The sequence below is a fragment of the Acinetobacter towneri DSM 14962 = CIP 107472 genome (assembly GCF_000368785.1).
Taxonomy (GTDB): Bacteria; Pseudomonadota; Gammaproteobacteria; order Pseudomonadales; family Moraxellaceae; genus Acinetobacter; species Acinetobacter towneri.
This window is the reverse complement of record NZ_KB849689.1, coordinates 316293-332513: the sequence shown is the minus strand read 5'-3', so window position 1 is coordinate 332513 and position 16221 is coordinate 316293. Positions and strand designations below refer to the sequence as shown.

Here is a 16221-nt window from a genome sequence, read left to right as displayed (position 1 = left end):
GGTGGCTTTTTTATAACCCTAAATTTATAGCAGCCAACTTTTAATTAGCTACTAGCGCTTTATCTGACTGAATGTTGCGGGGCATAACCCAGTTTCGCTTCAATATGGTCATAACAATATTGAAAAATAAAGGTATAGAGCAAAATGCTGAGCGTCATCAGCAAATCAATCAAAATTGCCTGCAGCAGGGATATTTCTAAGGCATACGCCACCATGGGAATAGTGGCGAGCATTAAGCCACCTTCAAAACCGATTGCATGTAAAACGCGGATTTTAAAAGTTCTGCGTAATTGGTGTTGCGCTTCAAACTTTTCAAAATAATGATTAAACAGCATATTCCACAGCACCGAAGTCACCGCCATTGCAATGCCTAGACCACCTGTCACTTGCATTGGCATTTCAAACACATAACTTAATGCCAAAGCAATGATGACCAATAAAATCACTTCATAACTCAGGGCATGTACCCATCTTCTTTTGGAAATCAACATCTGCTTACTCAAATACTTATCCTTCACCGCTTATTTTATTTTCATTTAATTGACCAATCGAGTTAGAATCCATCAATAATATTGAAAAGTAAAACGAATGCTCAGCCATGAATATCAATCAAGATCAGCTGATTATTTTTATCACCGTCATGGAAACGGGTTCTTTTTCTGCAGCTGCACGCCAATTGGGCAAGGTGCCTTCGGCAATTAGTATGTCCATTGCTAATTTAGAAATTGATTTAGACCTAAAACTGTTTGAACGGATTGGGCGTGAACCTTTGCCTACCCCACAAGCGCAGAGTCTTTACGAAAAAAGCAAACAACTGCTCATAGAAATGAAGCAATGGAAACAACATGCTTTTGCGCTCAGTTCTGGGCTGGAAGCACACTTAAATATTGTGGTGGTGTCTGAATTACTACACACTCGCTGGACAGATTATATTGTGTTACTAGAACAGCAATTTCCTGAATTGCAGATCAATATTTTCTCTGCGCCACAAGAAGATGCACTGCATTTACTCATGACTCAAGCAGCGGACTTGGCCTTTATGTTTGAACGCGAACAATTACAAAGCAGTGAACAATTTGTGGAATTAAAACGTGAAATTTTAGTGCCTGTCGCTGCCCGACATTCACCGCTGGCTGAATCTGATCAAGTCAGTTTTGAACAGATTTTACAAAATCGGCAAATTGTAGTGGCGAGCCGTGATCGGCAGATTAAACCCGAGTTGTTATTTTCTAAGCACTATTGGCGTACCGATAATCATCATTCTGCCTGCAGTATGATTAAGCAGGGTTTAGGCTGGGGTGTCTTACCCTTGGAAATGCTGAATGAACATCCTGAACTACAACACGAATTAAAAATTTTACAGCTGCTAGATTTCACCCCAAAATTTGAATATTTTGTCGATTTGGTCTGGAGCCGAGAACATCAATTGGGCGCTGCTGCTCATTTTTTGATTAATCACGTCCGAAATCTGAGAAAAACTGGTAAATAATCCACAAACCCTCTTACTTGGTACTTGGGTTAAAAGCTGTTTGTGATATAACTGAATGTATAAGCAATAACCTAAGAACTAGATCTCGAATGACACAGACAGCCTTAAATCAACTAAAAAACTTAACCACCATTGTTGCAGATAGTAGTGACTTGGCTGCGATTGAAAAGTTTCGTCCTTTGGATGCGACCACCAACCCATCACTCATTACGGCGGCTGCCAATCAACCTGAAAATAAAGCGTTGATTGAAGCTGCATTTGAGCAAGCCAAAGCTGAAGGTTATACAAATAATCTATTGGTTGAGCGCAGCATTGATATTTTAACGGTCAAATTTGGTGTAGAAATTTTAAAGCTGATTGAAGGTCGTGTTTCGACTGAGGTGGATGCTTCTTTGTCTTATGACACTGATGCGACCATTGCCAAAGCCAAAGAACTTTTAGCACTGTACCAAGCTTATGGTGTTCATTCAGACCGCATTTTGATTAAGATTGCATCGACATGGGAAGGCATTCAAGCGGCGAAAGTGTTGGAAGCCGAAGGCATTCACACCAATTTAACCTTATTGTTTGGTTTACATCAGGCACATGCTTGTGCAGATGCCAAAGTGACGTTGATTTCACCATTTGTGGGTCGTATTTTAGATTGGTATAAAAAAGCTGAAAATGTCATGTACTACCCTATTGAAAAAGATCTGGGTGTACTTTCGGTGAAGAAAATTTATCAATTCTATAAACAGCATCAAGTACAAACTGAAATTATGGGCGCGAGTTTCCGTAGTATTGATCAGGTTTTGGCTTTAGCTGGTTGTGATTTATTGACCGTTGCACCAAATTTATTGGCAGAACTTGAAGCTGATGAACGAGAAGTCGCTGCAGCGTTATCGACCAATGGCATTCAAGTTCAAGCTGAACCACTGGCAGCAATTGAAAAGGAACAATTCAAAGCGCAACTTGAGGCAGATTTGATGGCGTTCCAATTGTTACAAGGCGGCATTGATGGCTTTATTAAAGCGCGTGAGCAACTTGCCACCCTATTACGCCAGTCTTTCGGCTTAGATGCAGAGATTAAAGCTTAAGCTTTAACCTATCCCAGTAAAATTCCAAAATTTTTACTAAGCCACAAAACCGATGTTGTTATACTGCAACATCGGTTTTTATTTAGGTGAGTTTGCGTGTTTGGTATTAGTGACCTCAGCACTTTTATAATTGGCACAACCTTAATTGTGCTCTTGCCTGGCCCAAACTCACTCTATGTCATGTCAGTGGCTTCACGCTTTGGGATACGCACAGGCTATGCAGCTGCTTTCGGTGTATTTACGGGTGATCTGATTTTAATTGTGTGCACCATTTTAGGGGCAGCCTCATTATTGCATGCTTTTCCATGGCTATTCACCTTATTAAAAGTAGTTGGTGCGCTCTACTTAGGCTATTTAGGTATTAAACTACTGATTGCAGCCTATAAAACATGGTTTCCACAAACCAGAACTTCGCACGCCAATCTTTCTACAACAGCAACGAGCAATACAACTGAACGGGTTCATCCCTACCGAACTGCTTTAATGATTAGCGTTATTAACCCAAAAGCAATTTTGTTTTATTTGTCTTTTTTTGTGCAATTCGTCAATCCTGATTACACCTACCCGATGCTGAGCTTTGCTGTTTTAGCCATCGTCCTACAAATCATTAGCATGGGTTATTTATCTATCTTGATTTTTTCAGGAGTCAAATTAGCCAGTTATTTCAATCAACGCTATAAAATTGCAGCCATTTGCGTTGCAAGTATTGGTATTTTGTTCTGCGGTTTTGGCTTTAGACTGGCAAGCTCAACGCTATAAAAAAAGTATAAAAAACACTTTTGACTATTTGTTCAAATGTGTATGATCTGTTCATAAATTATAGAAAGTATGTCTAAGAAAGCATGCAAAAACTTTTAAATGACTTCTCTGTGCCTGCAGTATTTGCAGGTTTTATTACCTTCTTGGTCGGTATTAGTGTTTCCGCGGTTTTAGTCATTCAGGCAGCACAAATTTTAGGCGCAAGTGCTGAGCAAATCAGCTCTTGGTTTTGGGCGTTGGGTTTAGGTATTGGTCTAAGCGGGCTGATTTTATCTTGGAAATTTAAATATCCTGTGGCGACCTCATGGTCTACCGCAGGCTTGGCACTGATTATCGCCACGGGCAGCGGTTATAGCTTACACGAAGCAATTGGCGCATTTTTATTTTGTGGCGTACTCACAGCAGTGCTTGGCTTTTTAGGTATTTTTGAAAAGGTACTGACTTATATTCCACAGAGTTTAACCAGCGCCATGTTGGCAGGTGTGCTGCTTAAATTTGGAATTGCCCTATTTACCAGTCTGCAAGAAGCATGGGCATTTATTTTGTCTTTATTGGCGGCTTATGTATTGGCAAAACGATTTAGCCCACGTTATAGCATTGTTTTAACTGTATTGATTGGTGTCGCACTATGCCCAATCTTCTTGCAATTTCAAATGCCGAGTGTGCAATGGAGTATTGCACAACCAGTTTGGATGCAACCTGAATTAAGTTGGTCTGCTATTTTAGGTTTAGCCCTGCCTTTGTTTGTCATTAATATGGCATCGCAATATTTACCCGGTCTTGCCATGATCAAAAGCTATGGTTTTAACCCGAACGTACGTCACTTAATTGGTTGGACAGGCACAGCACAAGCGATTTTCGCGCCATTTGGATGTTTTAGTGTCAATATCGCATCCATCAGTGCTGCGATTAGCTTAGATGATCAATCGCATCCCGATGCCAGTAAGCGCTATATTGCGGGAATTAGCTGCGGTTTGTTTTATATCTTGATGGGGATATTTGCGGCAACGCTTACCAGTTTGCTGATGGCATTCCCTGCTGTTTTTATTACAGCTTTGGCAGGAATTGCACTGCTTGGCACCATTGGACACAACATCGCCCTCGCTTTTCAGCAGGTTGCAGAGCGTGAAGCTGCTTTATTGACCTTTTTATTTAGTGCTTCTGGGGTGCAGTTTTTTGGTATTGGTTCTGCATTTTGGGGACTGATTTTTGGTTGTGTGGTTTTGACAGTTTTAAAGTTTAAACAAAGCAAAAGCTAAATAACTTAAGCAGTTAAAAAACACTTTTTCTGAAGCATCGTATTGATTTATTGTATGCGCGATACATTAGGGTCTGCTGTGCTTCGGATAAATTCTACTGTTTTAACCCCAGTTACGGATAAGCCAAAGATTTAATCACATGAATTTTAGGCTTATTCTTTTGGCAAAGTTGATACGCACATAGTGAAGAAAATACGCCTGCTAAAAAACCAGCAATCGAACGATGTTTACTCGTAACTAAGTGATATTTTTCTTTCAATAATCCTATCAATGTTTCAATTCTTTTACGTTGTCGTAGATGAAATTCATCAGAAAATGGCAATAAGGTCACTCTCATATTTTTTCTTGGATAAGTAATTAAATCAATGCCTTGCTCTTTAAGTGTTTCTTTCAATGGTTGGCTAATGTAGCCTCTATCACCATAGACCGTTGCTGATAAGCCATTCACTAAATCCTCAACTTTTTTAAGATCAGCAATATGTCCGTTTGATAAATCTGAATTTACAATTTCACCCTCTTGATTCATCAGCAAGTGTAATTTGCAACCATAAAACCAGCCCATCGTACTTTTACCACGAGAAGCAATCTCATCTAAAGCATGATGACCTTTAGGGATTCTTTTATTTTTACAAACAGGTAAAGGTGTTGAATCAATCCATAAATATGAACTTTCATCTTTTTGGCTCAACGCATAAAGCAAAGCATGAATAGCAAGTTGGTGCTGATTGATGAGGGTAATCAGGTTTTTATAACAAGGCAAGTCTTTAAAGAGTTTGCTTTCAAACTGACAAAGCAAGTTAAAAAACATCTTAAAATTATGTACTTGAGATGTTTTATAGTAGATGGAGATAGCCACAATTTCTGATAAAGATAGCGTTGCTTGTCTGATACGTTGACGTTTGTTTTCTTGCTTGAGAAATTGCCAATAGATGGGTTCAAATTTTTTGAAAAAATCATCAACAATACAAAAAATTTCTGTAAAATCGTACATGGTAGTTAGAGCCTTTGGGTTGTGTCGTAACTTTCTAAATGGCTCTAACTACCTTTTTTTCAAGGGCTTTTCTTATCCGTAATTCGGGTTGTTTTAGCAAAAGTTTGCTGGCTTTCTTTTTGGTGCATAAAAAATTGATATTCGTGAATTAACCATGCTTTTGTATCTGGATAAAATGCTGTCGTCACAGGAATCTGCTGTTGCTGTAAAGCATGCAGCATCGGCATAGATTGAGTTTCTGTTAAAAAGTCTTTGTTACCACCACTGATAAATACCGCAGGATAGTTTGCCGTTAAATGTTGAATAGGCGAAATATTCTTCAGAAATTCACTGTCCTGTTTCCGATCTCCCGTGTAAGCCTGCACCAAATTATAAACACCCCACTCTACGATATTCATTTCATCTGGCGCAGTTTCAACAAACGCTTTTAGATCATAAATCCCGCAGTGCAAAATCAGCCCTTTAAGTTGTTTGTGCTGAATAGTCGGCTGTAAATTAGACTGCTGTGCAAATGCAGGATTACTCAATAATGCGGCATAATGGCTAGCTAAATTCGCCCCTGCAGAATCGCCTGCTAAATATAATTGTTGTGGATTAAGCTGATATTTTTCTGCATGTTGCGTGATGTAATTTAAAGCCTGATCAATTTGTTGCAACTGAGTAGGATAAGTTGCATGCGGGGCAAATTGATATTGTACGGCAATTACATTAAAGCCCTGCGCGGCTAATAATTTAAAATAGCCACGTGCGTGGGCTTTTGAACCTGCAATCCAGCCACCACCATGAATCCAGACAATTGTCGGGCGTGCAGCTAAATCTTGCAATTGACTGTTTTGATACAAGTCAAAACTCAAATTAGGCTGCGTTGCATACACAATATCATGTTGCACTTGTATATTTTTGGGTGCATAGCGATCCATGATTTTCTGCTGCAAGCCTGTGGTGAGATTAAATGCACTAGCAATGATTCGACTGTTCTGCTGCGTGGTTTGACAAGCACTTAACAACATAAAACACAGCAACATCCAAATTATTTTCAAACCACATTTCCCTCAAGATTCATACGCCCAATTCAAACCCAAGTAATTTAAAATTAAATTATGAAGGTCTATTTATTTTTGCAAATTTAGCATCTTATTTTATCGTATAGCTTTGCCGTTGAGTTGAGTAAATTCATCATCTTCAGCTTATCTTTTCTTTCAGCAAATTTGGCGGGTAATTAAATGAATTATCAATCTTTTTTCAGATTTTAAATTGAACCTATATAGACTATATGCTATCAATAAAGTGTAAGGCGAATAATCATAATTTCTGGAGTTACCCGCATGTCGTACCAAAATATTTTAGTCCCTGTAGATGGTTCACAAATTTCTTTTTCAGCGGTCAAACATGCAGCTGAAATTGCCAAAGTATTTAACAGTAAACTCACCTTAATTAGCCTTGTTGCGGAAGACCCATTTACTGATTCTGACTTTTACTATAATTATTCATCTGCCATTATGAAAGAATACTTTGTGCAAGCGACAGCCAATGCACAAAAGGCATTAAAAGAAGCAGATGAAATTGCGAAAGCAGTGGGTGTAAATGCAGAAACTCGCGTGGTTGAGGGTTTGGTATCTGCTGAAGGTGTAATCAAAACTGCGAAAGACTTAAATGCCGATGTGATTGTGATGGGTTCACATGGTCGTAAAGGTTTCCAAAAATTATTATTGGGTAGCTTTGCCACAGACGTATTACGTCATACAGAATTACCTGTGCTTGTAGTTAAAGCTTAATCACTATTTTAAGCCATATTTTCATCATAAATTTTTAATAAGGATTTGCCATGACAACTTATAAACACTTACTTGTTCCAGTAGATGAGTCACCTATGTCTTATGCTGCAGCCGAACAAGCACTTTCATTGGCAAAAGATCTAAATTGCCCTGTTACTATTATGAGTGTAATTGCAGTTGATCCTTTTGTAGGCGTGGACTTCTACAAAGTTGCACCAGCAATTACCGATTATTTCATGCAGGCTGAACAAAATGCACAAAATCGTTTGGCTGAAATTCAGCAATCCTTTAGCCGTGAAGGTATTTCGGTAGATACCAAAATTATCCGCGGTGTTGCAGCCTCTGAAGGGATTGTACAAATTGCCAATGAAATTGGTGCTGACCTGATTATTATGGGTTCGCATGGCCGTACTGGAGTGAAAAAGATGATGCTCGGTAGCGTTGCCCAAAACGTACTGACTCAGTCTCCTGTTCCTGTTTTGATTGTTAAGGTTTAATTCATTACCAACTGTGCTCTGCCACAGTAAAAGATAAAATAAAAAAATCCCGTTCGCCAATGAACGGGATTTTTCTGGATAAAACTTTTAAAAGCTTTTCTAAATTACATATTATGCAATCCAGTTTAGCTAGGTTGAATATTCATTTCAGACCAAAACTTAATTAACCCGATGCGGTAAACGGAACATTTCATGCGTATCGGTATAAAAACTGCGACCATCTAAATTCAGTTCAATTTCCTGACCACATTCCAACAACACATGTTTTCCGACTTCGACCCATTTAAAACCATCACGGGTATTTTGCTTTTTCTTTGATGCCACCAAAGACACCATAATTTCGCGACCATTCACTGCTTTCGCAAGCATTGTTTGCATTTTTTTCAATATTTACACCAATTCATTTATAACTTACAAATCAAGCTCAAATTAAAATTTTGAGCATAGTTTTTAATACAACAACATTCATCACACTTAATTTGCAGTGCATAGAAAATAAATGCAGCACAGCATGATGATGAATAACTACGAGAGAATAGAGATATTTTTATTGTACAAGTTATATTATAACATAGATTTAAAGTCTTTGCAGCATGGACTACAAAGTTGTAAAGATAAACTTAATAAAACAAAAACTTCTTAATCAAACCTTAATCATTTTCGTGAGATAATCTACCCCAAACACAATGGATGGTGTTTGATCGCACAAGCCCACTTCGGTGGGTTTTCTTATTAGGCTAACTAAATAACGATAACAAACTTTATCTTACTGACGTTTATCTTCTGATCTTTATCTACAAACTTCAAAAATAAAAACGAGTATGGATTTTTTAACCCATACTCTTTGTGAGCGACCACGCTATTCTATTAACGCATGGTCACAAATTCTTCTGCAGCAGTTGGATGAATTGCAACAGTATTGTCAAAATCCTGCTTGGTCGCACCCATTTTGACCGCGACTGCAAAACCTTGCAAAATTTCATCCATGCCATAACCAATACCATGCACGCCCACGACTTTCTGTTCATCACCAACGCAGACCAATTTCATTTTAGACGCTTGACGATGCTGAGTTACAGCTGTGTACATTGAGGTAAAAGAAGATTGGTAAACTTTAACCTGATCTTGCCCAAACTGTTCAATGGCTTGTGCTTCGCTTAATCCCACCGTACCAATAGGCGGATGACTAAAGACCACTGTGGCAACATTTTGATAATCTAAATATTCATTTGGTTTATTGTTGAATAAGCGCTCAGACAATTTGCGTCCTGCTGCAACAGCAACGGGTGTCAGCTCAATTTTTCCAATAATATCGCCCACCGCATAAATACCCGCTTGGCTAGTATTTTGGAATTGATCTACACTGATATATCCTTTTTCATCAATCTGCACATTTGCAGCAGCCAAGTTCAATGCTTGTGTATTTGGTTTACGTCCAACTGCCCAAATCAAGCAATCAACCTCGTGCTGTGAACCATCTTCAAGATGTAATAACAAAGACTGATCCGCTTGGCGAGTGACTTTCTTTGGAATGGCTTGCGTATGCACTTGGATATGTTCATCACGCATACATTCAAGTAATGTTTCACCTAAAAATTGATCTAAACTACGCAGCGGCAATTGTTTACGAATAAACAATCCAACTTCTGAACCCAACCCATTTAAAACACCTGCTAACTCTACGGCAATATAACCCGAACCGACAATTGCCGTGCGTTTTGGTAATTGTTGCAATTCAAAGAAACCGTTTGAATCAATTCCTAGCTCTGCCCCTTCAATATCTGGACGTGTTGGCTCAGTTCCTGTGGCTATTAAAATGTGATCTGCAGTGTATTGCTGCTGATTTACTTCAACTGTTTTTTCATTTACAAAACGAGCAAAGCCCTGAATCACATCAACATTGTTTTTAGCTAAACCTGATTGATACGATGCATGGATACGCTGAATATAAGCTTGACGATTTTGAATTAACGTATTCCAATCATGCGATTTTAATTCAGTATTAAAACCATAATCTGGGCCGTATTTTTGAATAGCATCGGCGATTTGCGCAGAATACCACATCACTTTTTTAGGCACACACCCCACATTGACACAAGTCCCGCCCAAATCTGCAACTTCAATTAATGCACATTTTTTACCATATTGCGCCGCGCGATTGGCCGAAGCAATACCACCACTTCCTGCCCCAATTACCAAATAGTCATAATGTTTAGCCATTTCATGCCTCAATTTTTCGTGATTTTTTAGATACTCATCTGCAGAAATTCAGCGCAGAAAAACATTCATTTTCATCAAAACTAACACATAAAACTGCATTTCCCAAGTCAGCCATATTGTCTAAATACACAAAATCGACACACTGTCATTCAATTGATTTCACTGCCAATAAAACTGACTATTCACTTAAATTTTACGCTTTTAAGGCTATAATATAAATTTGATTTTTTATCATTGGGGTCAATGTGAAGCAGTGGGTTTACGTTCTGATATGTAGCTTTATCACTTTCGGCTGTTCCCCATCCCAACCGTCAGATCAAGCCCCAAGCATGTTTGATGAACTCGATCTCATCAATACCAAAATGAATGAAATCTTGCTTCGCGATTTAGATAACTATTCTGCAGATGAGCGCAAACATATTATTTGTGAAGAATATACGCAGATTTACAAACATGAATATATGCCAATTGTACTTAAAAATTCTAAACCTGAAGATCGGCAATATAACGAGAAAAAATTACTTGCTGAATTAAATGAAACTTACACCAACTATAAAAATGAATATCAAATTCGCTGTGACTAAGCTAGATTATTTTTAATGTATTCCAGCCACAAAAAAGCCATTTCAACGAATTGATGAAATGGCTTTTAGTTTTTTAACTTAAACCTCTAACATACTATTTAGGGTTTCAACCACGTTTTTAGATTTCACCACAGACTGCAAATTTAGCAACGCTGCTTGCACTTGATTACGTTGTGGCTCTGCCAAAGTGTACCAACGCGACAACACCTGCAATAAACGCGAACCTACAATTGGGTTTTTCTCATCTAAATACTTGGCTAAGTCAATAAAATGCTGAACACCAAAACTCCATGTATTCACAGGGTTGCTATTTAAACCACCACTGACTGAACGAATACGGTTAGGTGTACCCAAATCATAATCAGGATGTGAAGTTAAAGCCTGAATGGTTTCAACTGTCGCTTTTGGATGTGAAGCTTGAACCATAAACCATTGATCAAGTGCTAAAGCTTCATCTTTAAAACGTGTATAAAAATCTTCCAAAGCAGCTTTGGCTTGCGGTGCATCATTCCACACCAAGACACGCAATGCCCCTAAACGCTCAGACATATTTCGAGTTGTTTGGTATTGCTGCTTTGCCAGCTCAAACGCTTCGGCATCGCCCTGACGTGCCATTAACGCCAACATGATATTCTTTAAAGCACGTACACCCATTGCCTGAGAGAAATCTTGCTGCATGTCTGGATCAAGGCTTAAATAGGTTTCTTTGCAGAATGCACCAAGTTCGCGCGCCAATGTATCTAACAGCGCATTGCGTTGTTGCTGAATTTTTTCAGGTTGATAATTTTGATCAATACGGCTGCCCAAATAGCCTTCAGAAGGTACATCAAAAATACGTGATGCCAACAAAGGATCTTTTTCAATTAAAGCAGGTACTGTATTTTTCATGGCTTGCAAATAAGTATCTGCTGCATGTTCTTCCAATAAAATACGTTCCAATAGAGTCTGAGTCGCCTGCCACTGGTTAAAGCCATTGGTTTCGTGCTGCATTAAAAATGCCAATTCATCATTAGAATAGTTAAATTCTAAATTCACAGGTGCAGAAAAATTACGCAATAAAGAAACAACGGGATGCGCAGTTATACCGCTAAATTCAATACTTGCTTGTGCCTGATCAAACAAATACACACCATCTTTTACTGAGTTTTCAACCAAAGCTTCAGACTGCAAAATATATTGCTCGCCTGTTTCTGCATTGAACAATGCCAATGCAACAGGAATAGGCAATGCTTTTAAGTTTGGATATTTGGCATTGCTTTTCAGACTTTGTTTTAAATTTAAACGATAAACCTGCGCAGCCGCATCGTATTCGCCCTGCACTTCAAGCTTTGGTGTGCCTGGTTGATTGTACCAAGTCAGGAAATTAGATAAATCGACACCTGAACCTGCGCTTAAAGCATTGACCCAATCTTCAACCGAGACTGCTTGTCCATCATGACGACGGAAATATTCATCACTACCTTTACGGAATTTTTCTTTACCGAGTAAAGTCGACATCATGCGGTTAATTTCCGCACCTTTTTCATAGACTGTTGCGGTATAGAAGTTATTAATTTCTACAAAATGATCTGGACGTGGCGGGTGCGATAACGGGCCAGAATCTTCGGGGAATTGATGTGCTTTGAGCACCGCCACATCATCAATACGCTGTACTGCGGCAGACTGTAAATCTTCAGAGAAAGATTGGTCACGGAACACCGTTAAACCTTCTTTTAAACACAACTGGAACCAATCGCGGCAAGTAATACGGTTACCTGTCCAGTTATGAAAATATTCATGCGCAATCACGGACTGTACGCGCATAATTGCGGCATCTGTGGTGTATTCTTCATCGGCCAATACACATGACGTATTGAAAATATTCAGACCTTTATTTTCCATTGCGCCCATATTGAAGGCACTGGTCGCCACAATCATATAATTATCTAAATCATACGGCAGACCATAGTGTTCTTCATCCCAACGCATCGAATGTTTTAACGCTTGCATAGCAATTTTGCATTTTGGAATGTCTTTTTCTTCTGCATAAATTTCCAGTGCAACATTACGCCCTTCAGATGTCACATAATGGTCTTTCATGACTGCCAAATCGCCAATCACACAAGCAAATAAATAGCTTGGCTTTTTGGTCGGGTCTTGCCAAATCGCATAATGACGACCTTCGCCTGCTTCACCTGTTTCTAACAAGTTGCCGTTTGCCAATAACACAGGATATTTTTTATCGGCTTCAACACGTGTGGTAAATACCGACAATACGTCTGGGCGGTCAGGATAGAAGGTAATTTTACGGAAACCTTCAGGCTCGTTTTGGGTAACAAATAAATCAGAACTTGCCTGATATAAGCCTTCAAGTTGCGTATTGCTTTCAGGATGAATGATCACGATGGTTTCTAACGTGACTTGATCAGGTGCATTTGCAATGCGAAGCTGCTCACTATCTAATTGATAGTCACTTTCCGATAATTCCGTGCCATTCAAAATAATAGATTTCAATTCTAAATCACGGCCCAATAACACCAAATCGCCTGCAGTCTGACGCTGCATTTTCAATGTTGCACCCACTTGGGTGTAATCTGCATAGACTTGAATATCTAGCTCTACAGCATCTACCAAGAATGAAGGTTTTTGATAGTCTTTTAAATAGATAGTTTGGCTGGCTTCAACCATAGGATTTTCTGCAATATTCATCTTGTCCTCATTCTTTGTGGCGATGCGCTTGTTTTTGTAAAGTTGCAATGATCATACGACAACTTTCAACATCTGTCTGCGCACAATCTATTTCAGTCTTGTTCAACAATGCTGATTTATATGGGCGCTCAACCCAAGCTTTTCAATCCTATCTGGATTAATCCTGTACAAGTAACATAAAAGCAGACTGTTTAAATCAATACCTGTATTGCTATTACGCGTAAATTTAATATTTTGATATGCAACTTCACTTCAAATACGACCAACACAGGCTAATTTTGATGATGATCAAAAGCACAGAAGCTTCCACCTTTCAGTACACAAGCCATGTATAATGACATATCACGATTTACTTGAGCTTCTATTTCACAATGCTACAAATTCTGCAAAAACAATTAGATGAAAGCACATTATGCCCTTTGTGTCAGGCATCTATGTATTGGGTAGAAGCAGAACAATATGAGCAGGAATTAAATTTTCACCAATGTAGTCATTGTGAACATCGCATCTTTCAAAATAGCCAACAACAAAACTGTCATTGCGCAAGCTGTACCCAACAACGCAAAAAAATCATGGCGGAAACCCGCTTGCAAGAACAACAAAAATTCAAAAAACAGGATGCACCTGAACGCGAATTAAATCAGCTGCGTTTTATAGATAAATTATTTTTATTGAGTATTTTAGATCAGCATGCACAGGAACATATTCCACATGAAGAATTTATAGATTGGGAAAAAATCAAGTATTTAAATATTACCCCCAACTATTTTTTCCAGCACGGCATGATCAAACATTTGCTAAAAGAGCAAATATTAATTGCCAAAGATTTTGCCGAAAATGCGCAGCAATATTATATCAATGTCCGTTTAGATGGTTATTCTGAACCAAGCTTATTCAGCATTGCACAACAATTACGTTATTGGTTTTATGAAAATCTGAGTATGGGCACACCGTTCAAAACAGCAGATGAAGTCAAAGATGCGCTGTATTTATTGCTGTATCAAGAGATTGTGCAGTTTATGCAATTTTATTGTCGGACTTGGGGAATACAAATTGCGGGCAACCATAGTTTTCAGAGCTTTTGCTACCGACTTTTAGATGTCTTGGCGGTTGGGCAAATTTATTACTTGGTGCAAACTGCTTTGGAATTTTTATACCAACAAAAAGCACTCAAACCGCGTAATGAAAACTTTATTAATACCAATTTACTGAAAAAGACTGTGCAGCAATACCGAGAACGGTCAGTGGCTGAAAAATGGGAGACCTCTACCCTGCCACGCCCGCCTAATTTGCCTTTCAGCTATATGAGCGAAATTTTATTCTTCCGCTTTTTGGGTTATGACGAAAGGATTTTCTTTCAACCTGTGTGGCGTTCTTGGCGAAAAATTGAAGCACGACTTAAATTTTATTCACTTAAACGCTGTATGCACTGCGGATCGGATGAACTGACTGTCGATTATGACGCAGAAAATTATGTGTCCTTATTTTGTCGCAACTGCAAACATCAAGATCATTATTTCACTCAATAAAACTTTGGTGAAGATGATGGTTAGACCCCATCACTGCCCAAATTCATCATCTACTGCAGTATAGAGTCAACAGGATACGTACAGAGGATTACAGTTTTTCGATGTGATAAGCACCTAATCCACTTTTCTGTTTAGTGCTAAATTGAGTGCCGTTTCAGATAAAGTTTTACCGTCTAATTTACAAATACACATAATGCCCCAACCATCAAAATAATCAGGCGCGTGCTGCAAAAAGAAATTGGAATGTACATCTTGCGGAATTCTCAAATGCATCAGTTGCTCAAAACTTCGTGCTGGAGAATGAGTTTCATGCACATATACGCCTTCACCGCGCTTTTGAATTTCAGGATACCGTGCCGCCATAAGCTGCAAAACTTCATGATATTCCTTAGGCATAGTTTTCCCGACTCTTGGGAAAAAACTTTTAGAACGCGAAGCAAACAAAGAATAAATCTTCGGTTGATTAATGCTAATCACAAACCACAATGGAATAAATGGATTTTTTAAGCGTCGATTCAACATGGCTTTGACTGCACTTGGAATCGTCAAATTTTGTTTTTGATATTCAGACAAAAAACCCGCTCGTGAATTGACCACATGCATAGGCTGTTCATTATAATGAATCAAAATAAAAGGAATAACATTTTGCCCAACCACTTGATCTCGATCATGATATTGAATAACCGTGACTGCGATTGCATCGGGGTCATAAACAAAGGCTTTAAATTCTTCTAAACTCGAATTTGGAAAGATTTTTTGATCGAATTGATAAATTTTTTCAAAAAAATACGATTGCTGCTGCATTGAAAGCGCTTTAAAGTCAAAAACTGTTTCTATTAAATTCATAAAAACAACCCAGTTTCATATTTAAAGAGAGACGCAAAATTTTTTTAATTGGTCAATGCATTAATAATATGACACATTTTAATTACATAATTTTACAATCATTATAGTAACCCCAGTTACGGATAAGCCAAAGATTTAATCACATGAATTTTAGGCTTATTCTTTTGGCAAAGTTGATACGCACATAGTGAAGAAAATACGCCTGCTAAAAAACCAGCAATCGAACGATGTTTACTCGTAACTAAGTGATATTTTTCTTTCAATAATCCTATCAATGTTTCAATTCTTTTACGTTGTCGTAGATGAAATTCATCAGAGAATGGCAATAAGGTCACTCTCATATTTTTTCTTGGATAAGTAATTAAATCAATGCCTTGCTCTTTAAGTGTTTCTTTCAATGGTTGGCTAATGTAGCCTCTATCACCATAGACCGTTGCTGATAAGCCATTCACTAAATCCTCAACTTTTTTAAGATCAGCAATATGTCCGTTTGATAAATCTGAATTTA

At 38.3% G+C, this 16221-nt stretch carries 15 protein-coding genes and 1 pseudogene; 8 read left to right on the top strand and 8 right to left on the bottom strand.

The features are described 5' to 3' along the window. Positions 1 to 59 precede the first annotated feature (59 nt). A complete protein-coding gene (gene aceI / locus F947_RS05855; protein ID WP_004973261.1) occupies positions 60 to 491 on the bottom strand; it encodes a chlorhexidine efflux PACE transporter AceI in 432 nt (143 codons plus the stop codon). 107 nt (positions 492 to 598) lie between these two features. On the opposite strand from aceI, the gene aceR reads away from it, so the two are divergent. The 4 genes from aceR (at position 599) to F947_RS05835 (ending at position 4583) form a co-directional block, all read left to right on the top strand. Continuing rightward, positions 599 to 1489: an HTH-type transcriptional regulator AceR gene (aceR, locus tag F947_RS05850; RefSeq protein ID WP_004973259.1), complete on the top strand. Its 891-nt coding sequence runs from the start codon at positions 599 to 601 to the stop codon at positions 1487 to 1489. Positions 1490 to 1578: 89 nt separating this feature from the next. After that, positions 1579 to 2565: a transaldolase gene (tal, locus tag F947_RS05845; RefSeq protein ID WP_004973257.1), complete on the top strand. Its 987-nt coding sequence runs from the start codon at positions 1579 to 1581 to the stop codon at positions 2563 to 2565. Positions 2566 to 2661: 96 nt separating this feature from the next. Beyond that, the gene (gene leuE / locus F947_RS05840) at positions 2662 to 3324 is read left to right on the top strand and encodes a leucine efflux protein LeuE (protein ID WP_004973255.1); all 663 of its coding nucleotides are present in this window, start codon (positions 2662 to 2664) and stop codon (positions 3322 to 3324) included. An 83-nt stretch (positions 3325 to 3407) separates the two neighbouring features. Continuing rightward, complete coding sequence (locus F947_RS05835) at positions 3408 to 4583, top strand: benzoate/H(+) symporter BenE family transporter (protein WP_004973254.1); 1176 nt, start codon at positions 3408 to 3410, stop codon at positions 4581 to 4583. Positions 4584 to 4695: 112 nt separating this feature from the next. On the opposite strand, the gene F947_RS05830 is transcribed toward F947_RS05835, so the two are convergent. Both F947_RS05830 and F947_RS05825 read right to left on the bottom strand, forming a co-directional pair. Next, entirely contained in the window at positions 4696 to 5574 is an 879-nt protein-coding gene (locus F947_RS05830) for an IS982-like element ISAba4 family transposase (RefSeq protein WP_004973252.1), read from the bottom strand. 59 nt (positions 5575 to 5633) lie between these two features. After that, positions 5634 to 6584: an alpha/beta hydrolase gene (locus F947_RS05825; RefSeq protein WP_004973249.1), complete on the bottom strand. Its 951-nt coding sequence runs from the start codon at positions 6582 to 6584 to the stop codon at positions 5634 to 5636. A gap of 315 nt (positions 6585 to 6899) precedes the next feature. Between F947_RS05825 and F947_RS05820 the strand changes: the two genes are divergently transcribed. Next, positions 6900 to 7349: a universal stress protein gene (locus tag F947_RS05820; RefSeq protein WP_004973248.1), complete on the top strand. Its 450-nt coding sequence runs from the start codon at positions 6900 to 6902 to the stop codon at positions 7347 to 7349. Positions 7350 to 7399: 50 nt separating this feature from the next. After that, on the top strand, positions 7400 to 7846 hold the full coding sequence (locus F947_RS05815) for a universal stress protein (RefSeq protein WP_004973247.1): 447 nt from the start codon (positions 7400 to 7402) through the stop codon (positions 7844 to 7846). 159 nt (positions 7847 to 8005) lie between these two features. Here F947_RS05815 and F947_RS05810 read toward each other — a convergent pair whose 3' ends face one another. Together F947_RS05810 and gorA are read right to left on the bottom strand one after the other, a co-directional pair. After that, positions 8006 to 8224: a hypothetical protein gene (locus F947_RS05810; protein WP_004973244.1), complete on the bottom strand. Its 219-nt coding sequence runs from the start codon at positions 8222 to 8224 to the stop codon at positions 8006 to 8008. Positions 8225 to 8713: 489 nt separating this feature from the next. Beyond that, positions 8714 to 10066, bottom strand: coding sequence for a glutathione-disulfide reductase (gene gorA / locus F947_RS05805; RefSeq protein ID WP_004973241.1), 1353 nt, complete (start codon positions 10064 to 10066; stop codon positions 8714 to 8716). Between the two features lie 329 nt (positions 10067 to 10395). Here gorA and F947_RS05800 point away from each other — a divergent pair, with 329 nt between their 5' ends. Then, positions 10396 to 10650 carry a hypothetical protein gene (locus F947_RS05800; protein WP_004973239.1) on the top strand — a complete coding sequence of 85 codons (255 nt, stop codon included), beginning with the start codon at positions 10396 to 10398 and terminating at the stop codon, positions 10648 to 10650. A 78-nt stretch (positions 10651 to 10728) separates the two neighbouring features. Here F947_RS05800 and pepN read toward each other — a convergent pair whose 3' ends face one another. Further along, positions 10729 to 13338: an aminopeptidase N gene (gene pepN, locus F947_RS05795; RefSeq protein WP_004973234.1), complete on the bottom strand. Its 2610-nt coding sequence runs from the start codon at positions 13336 to 13338 to the stop codon at positions 10729 to 10731. 371 nt (positions 13339 to 13709) lie between these two features. Here pepN and F947_RS05790 point away from each other — a divergent pair, with 371 nt between their 5' ends. Continuing rightward, the gene (locus F947_RS05790) at positions 13710 to 14867 is read left to right on the top strand and encodes a hypothetical protein (protein ID WP_004973232.1); all 1158 of its coding nucleotides are present in this window, start codon (positions 13710 to 13712) and stop codon (positions 14865 to 14867) included. Positions 14868 to 14981: 114 nt separating this feature from the next. On the opposite strand, the gene F947_RS05785 is transcribed toward F947_RS05790, so the two are convergent. Continuing rightward, positions 14982 to 15713, bottom strand: a complete 732-nt coding sequence (locus F947_RS05785; protein WP_004973230.1) for a hypothetical protein — start codon at positions 15711 to 15713, stop codon at positions 14982 to 14984. 116 nt (positions 15714 to 15829) lie between these two features. Beyond that, positions 15830 to 16221 (bottom strand): annotated as a pseudogene (locus tag F947_RS05780) (IS982-like element ISAba4 family transposase); the annotation flags it as partial.

What these genes read in the sequence shown, in the direction of transcription:
- aceI (WP_004973261.1), bottom strand. Translation starts at nt 491, where the DNA reads ATGTTGATTTCCAAAAGAAGATGGGTACATGCCCTGAGTTATGAAGTG.
- aceR (WP_004973259.1), top strand. Translation starts at nt 599, where the DNA reads ATGAATATCAATCAAGATCAGCTGATTATTTTTATCACCGTCATGGAA.
- tal (WP_004973257.1), top strand. Translation starts at nt 1,579, where the DNA reads ATGACACAGACAGCCTTAAATCAACTAAAAAACTTAACCACCATTGTT.
- F947_RS05835 (WP_004973254.1), top strand. Translation starts at nt 3,408, where the DNA reads ATGCAAAAACTTTTAAATGACTTCTCTGTGCCTGCAGTATTTGCAGGT.
- F947_RS05830 (WP_004973252.1), bottom strand. Translation starts at nt 5,574, where the DNA reads ATGTACGATTTTACAGAAATTTTTTGTATTGTTGATGATTTTTTCAAA.
- F947_RS05825 (WP_004973249.1), bottom strand. Translation starts at nt 6,584, where the DNA reads ATGTTGTTAAGTGCTTGTCAAACCACGCAGCAGAACAGTCGAATCATT.
- F947_RS05820 (WP_004973248.1), top strand. Translation starts at nt 6,900, where the DNA reads ATGTCGTACCAAAATATTTTAGTCCCTGTAGATGGTTCACAAATTTCT.
- F947_RS05815 (WP_004973247.1), top strand. Translation starts at nt 7,400, where the DNA reads ATGACAACTTATAAACACTTACTTGTTCCAGTAGATGAGTCACCTATG.
- F947_RS05810 (WP_004973244.1), bottom strand. Translation starts at nt 8,224, where the DNA reads ATGCAAACAATGCTTGCGAAAGCAGTGAATGGTCGCGAAATTATGGTG.
- gorA (WP_004973241.1), bottom strand. Translation starts at nt 10,066, where the DNA reads ATGGCTAAACATTATGACTATTTGGTAATTGGGGCAGGAAGTGGTGGT.
- F947_RS05800 (WP_004973239.1), top strand. Translation starts at nt 10,396, where the DNA reads ATGTTTGATGAACTCGATCTCATCAATACCAAAATGAATGAAATCTTG.
- pepN (WP_004973234.1), bottom strand. Translation starts at nt 13,338, where the DNA reads ATGAATATTGCAGAAAATCCTATGGTTGAAGCCAGCCAAACTATCTAT.
- F947_RS05790 (WP_004973232.1), top strand. Translation starts at nt 13,710, where the DNA reads ATGCTACAAATTCTGCAAAAACAATTAGATGAAAGCACATTATGCCCT.
- F947_RS05785 (WP_004973230.1), bottom strand. Translation starts at nt 15,713, where the DNA reads ATGAATTTAATAGAAACAGTTTTTGACTTTAAAGCGCTTTCAATGCAG.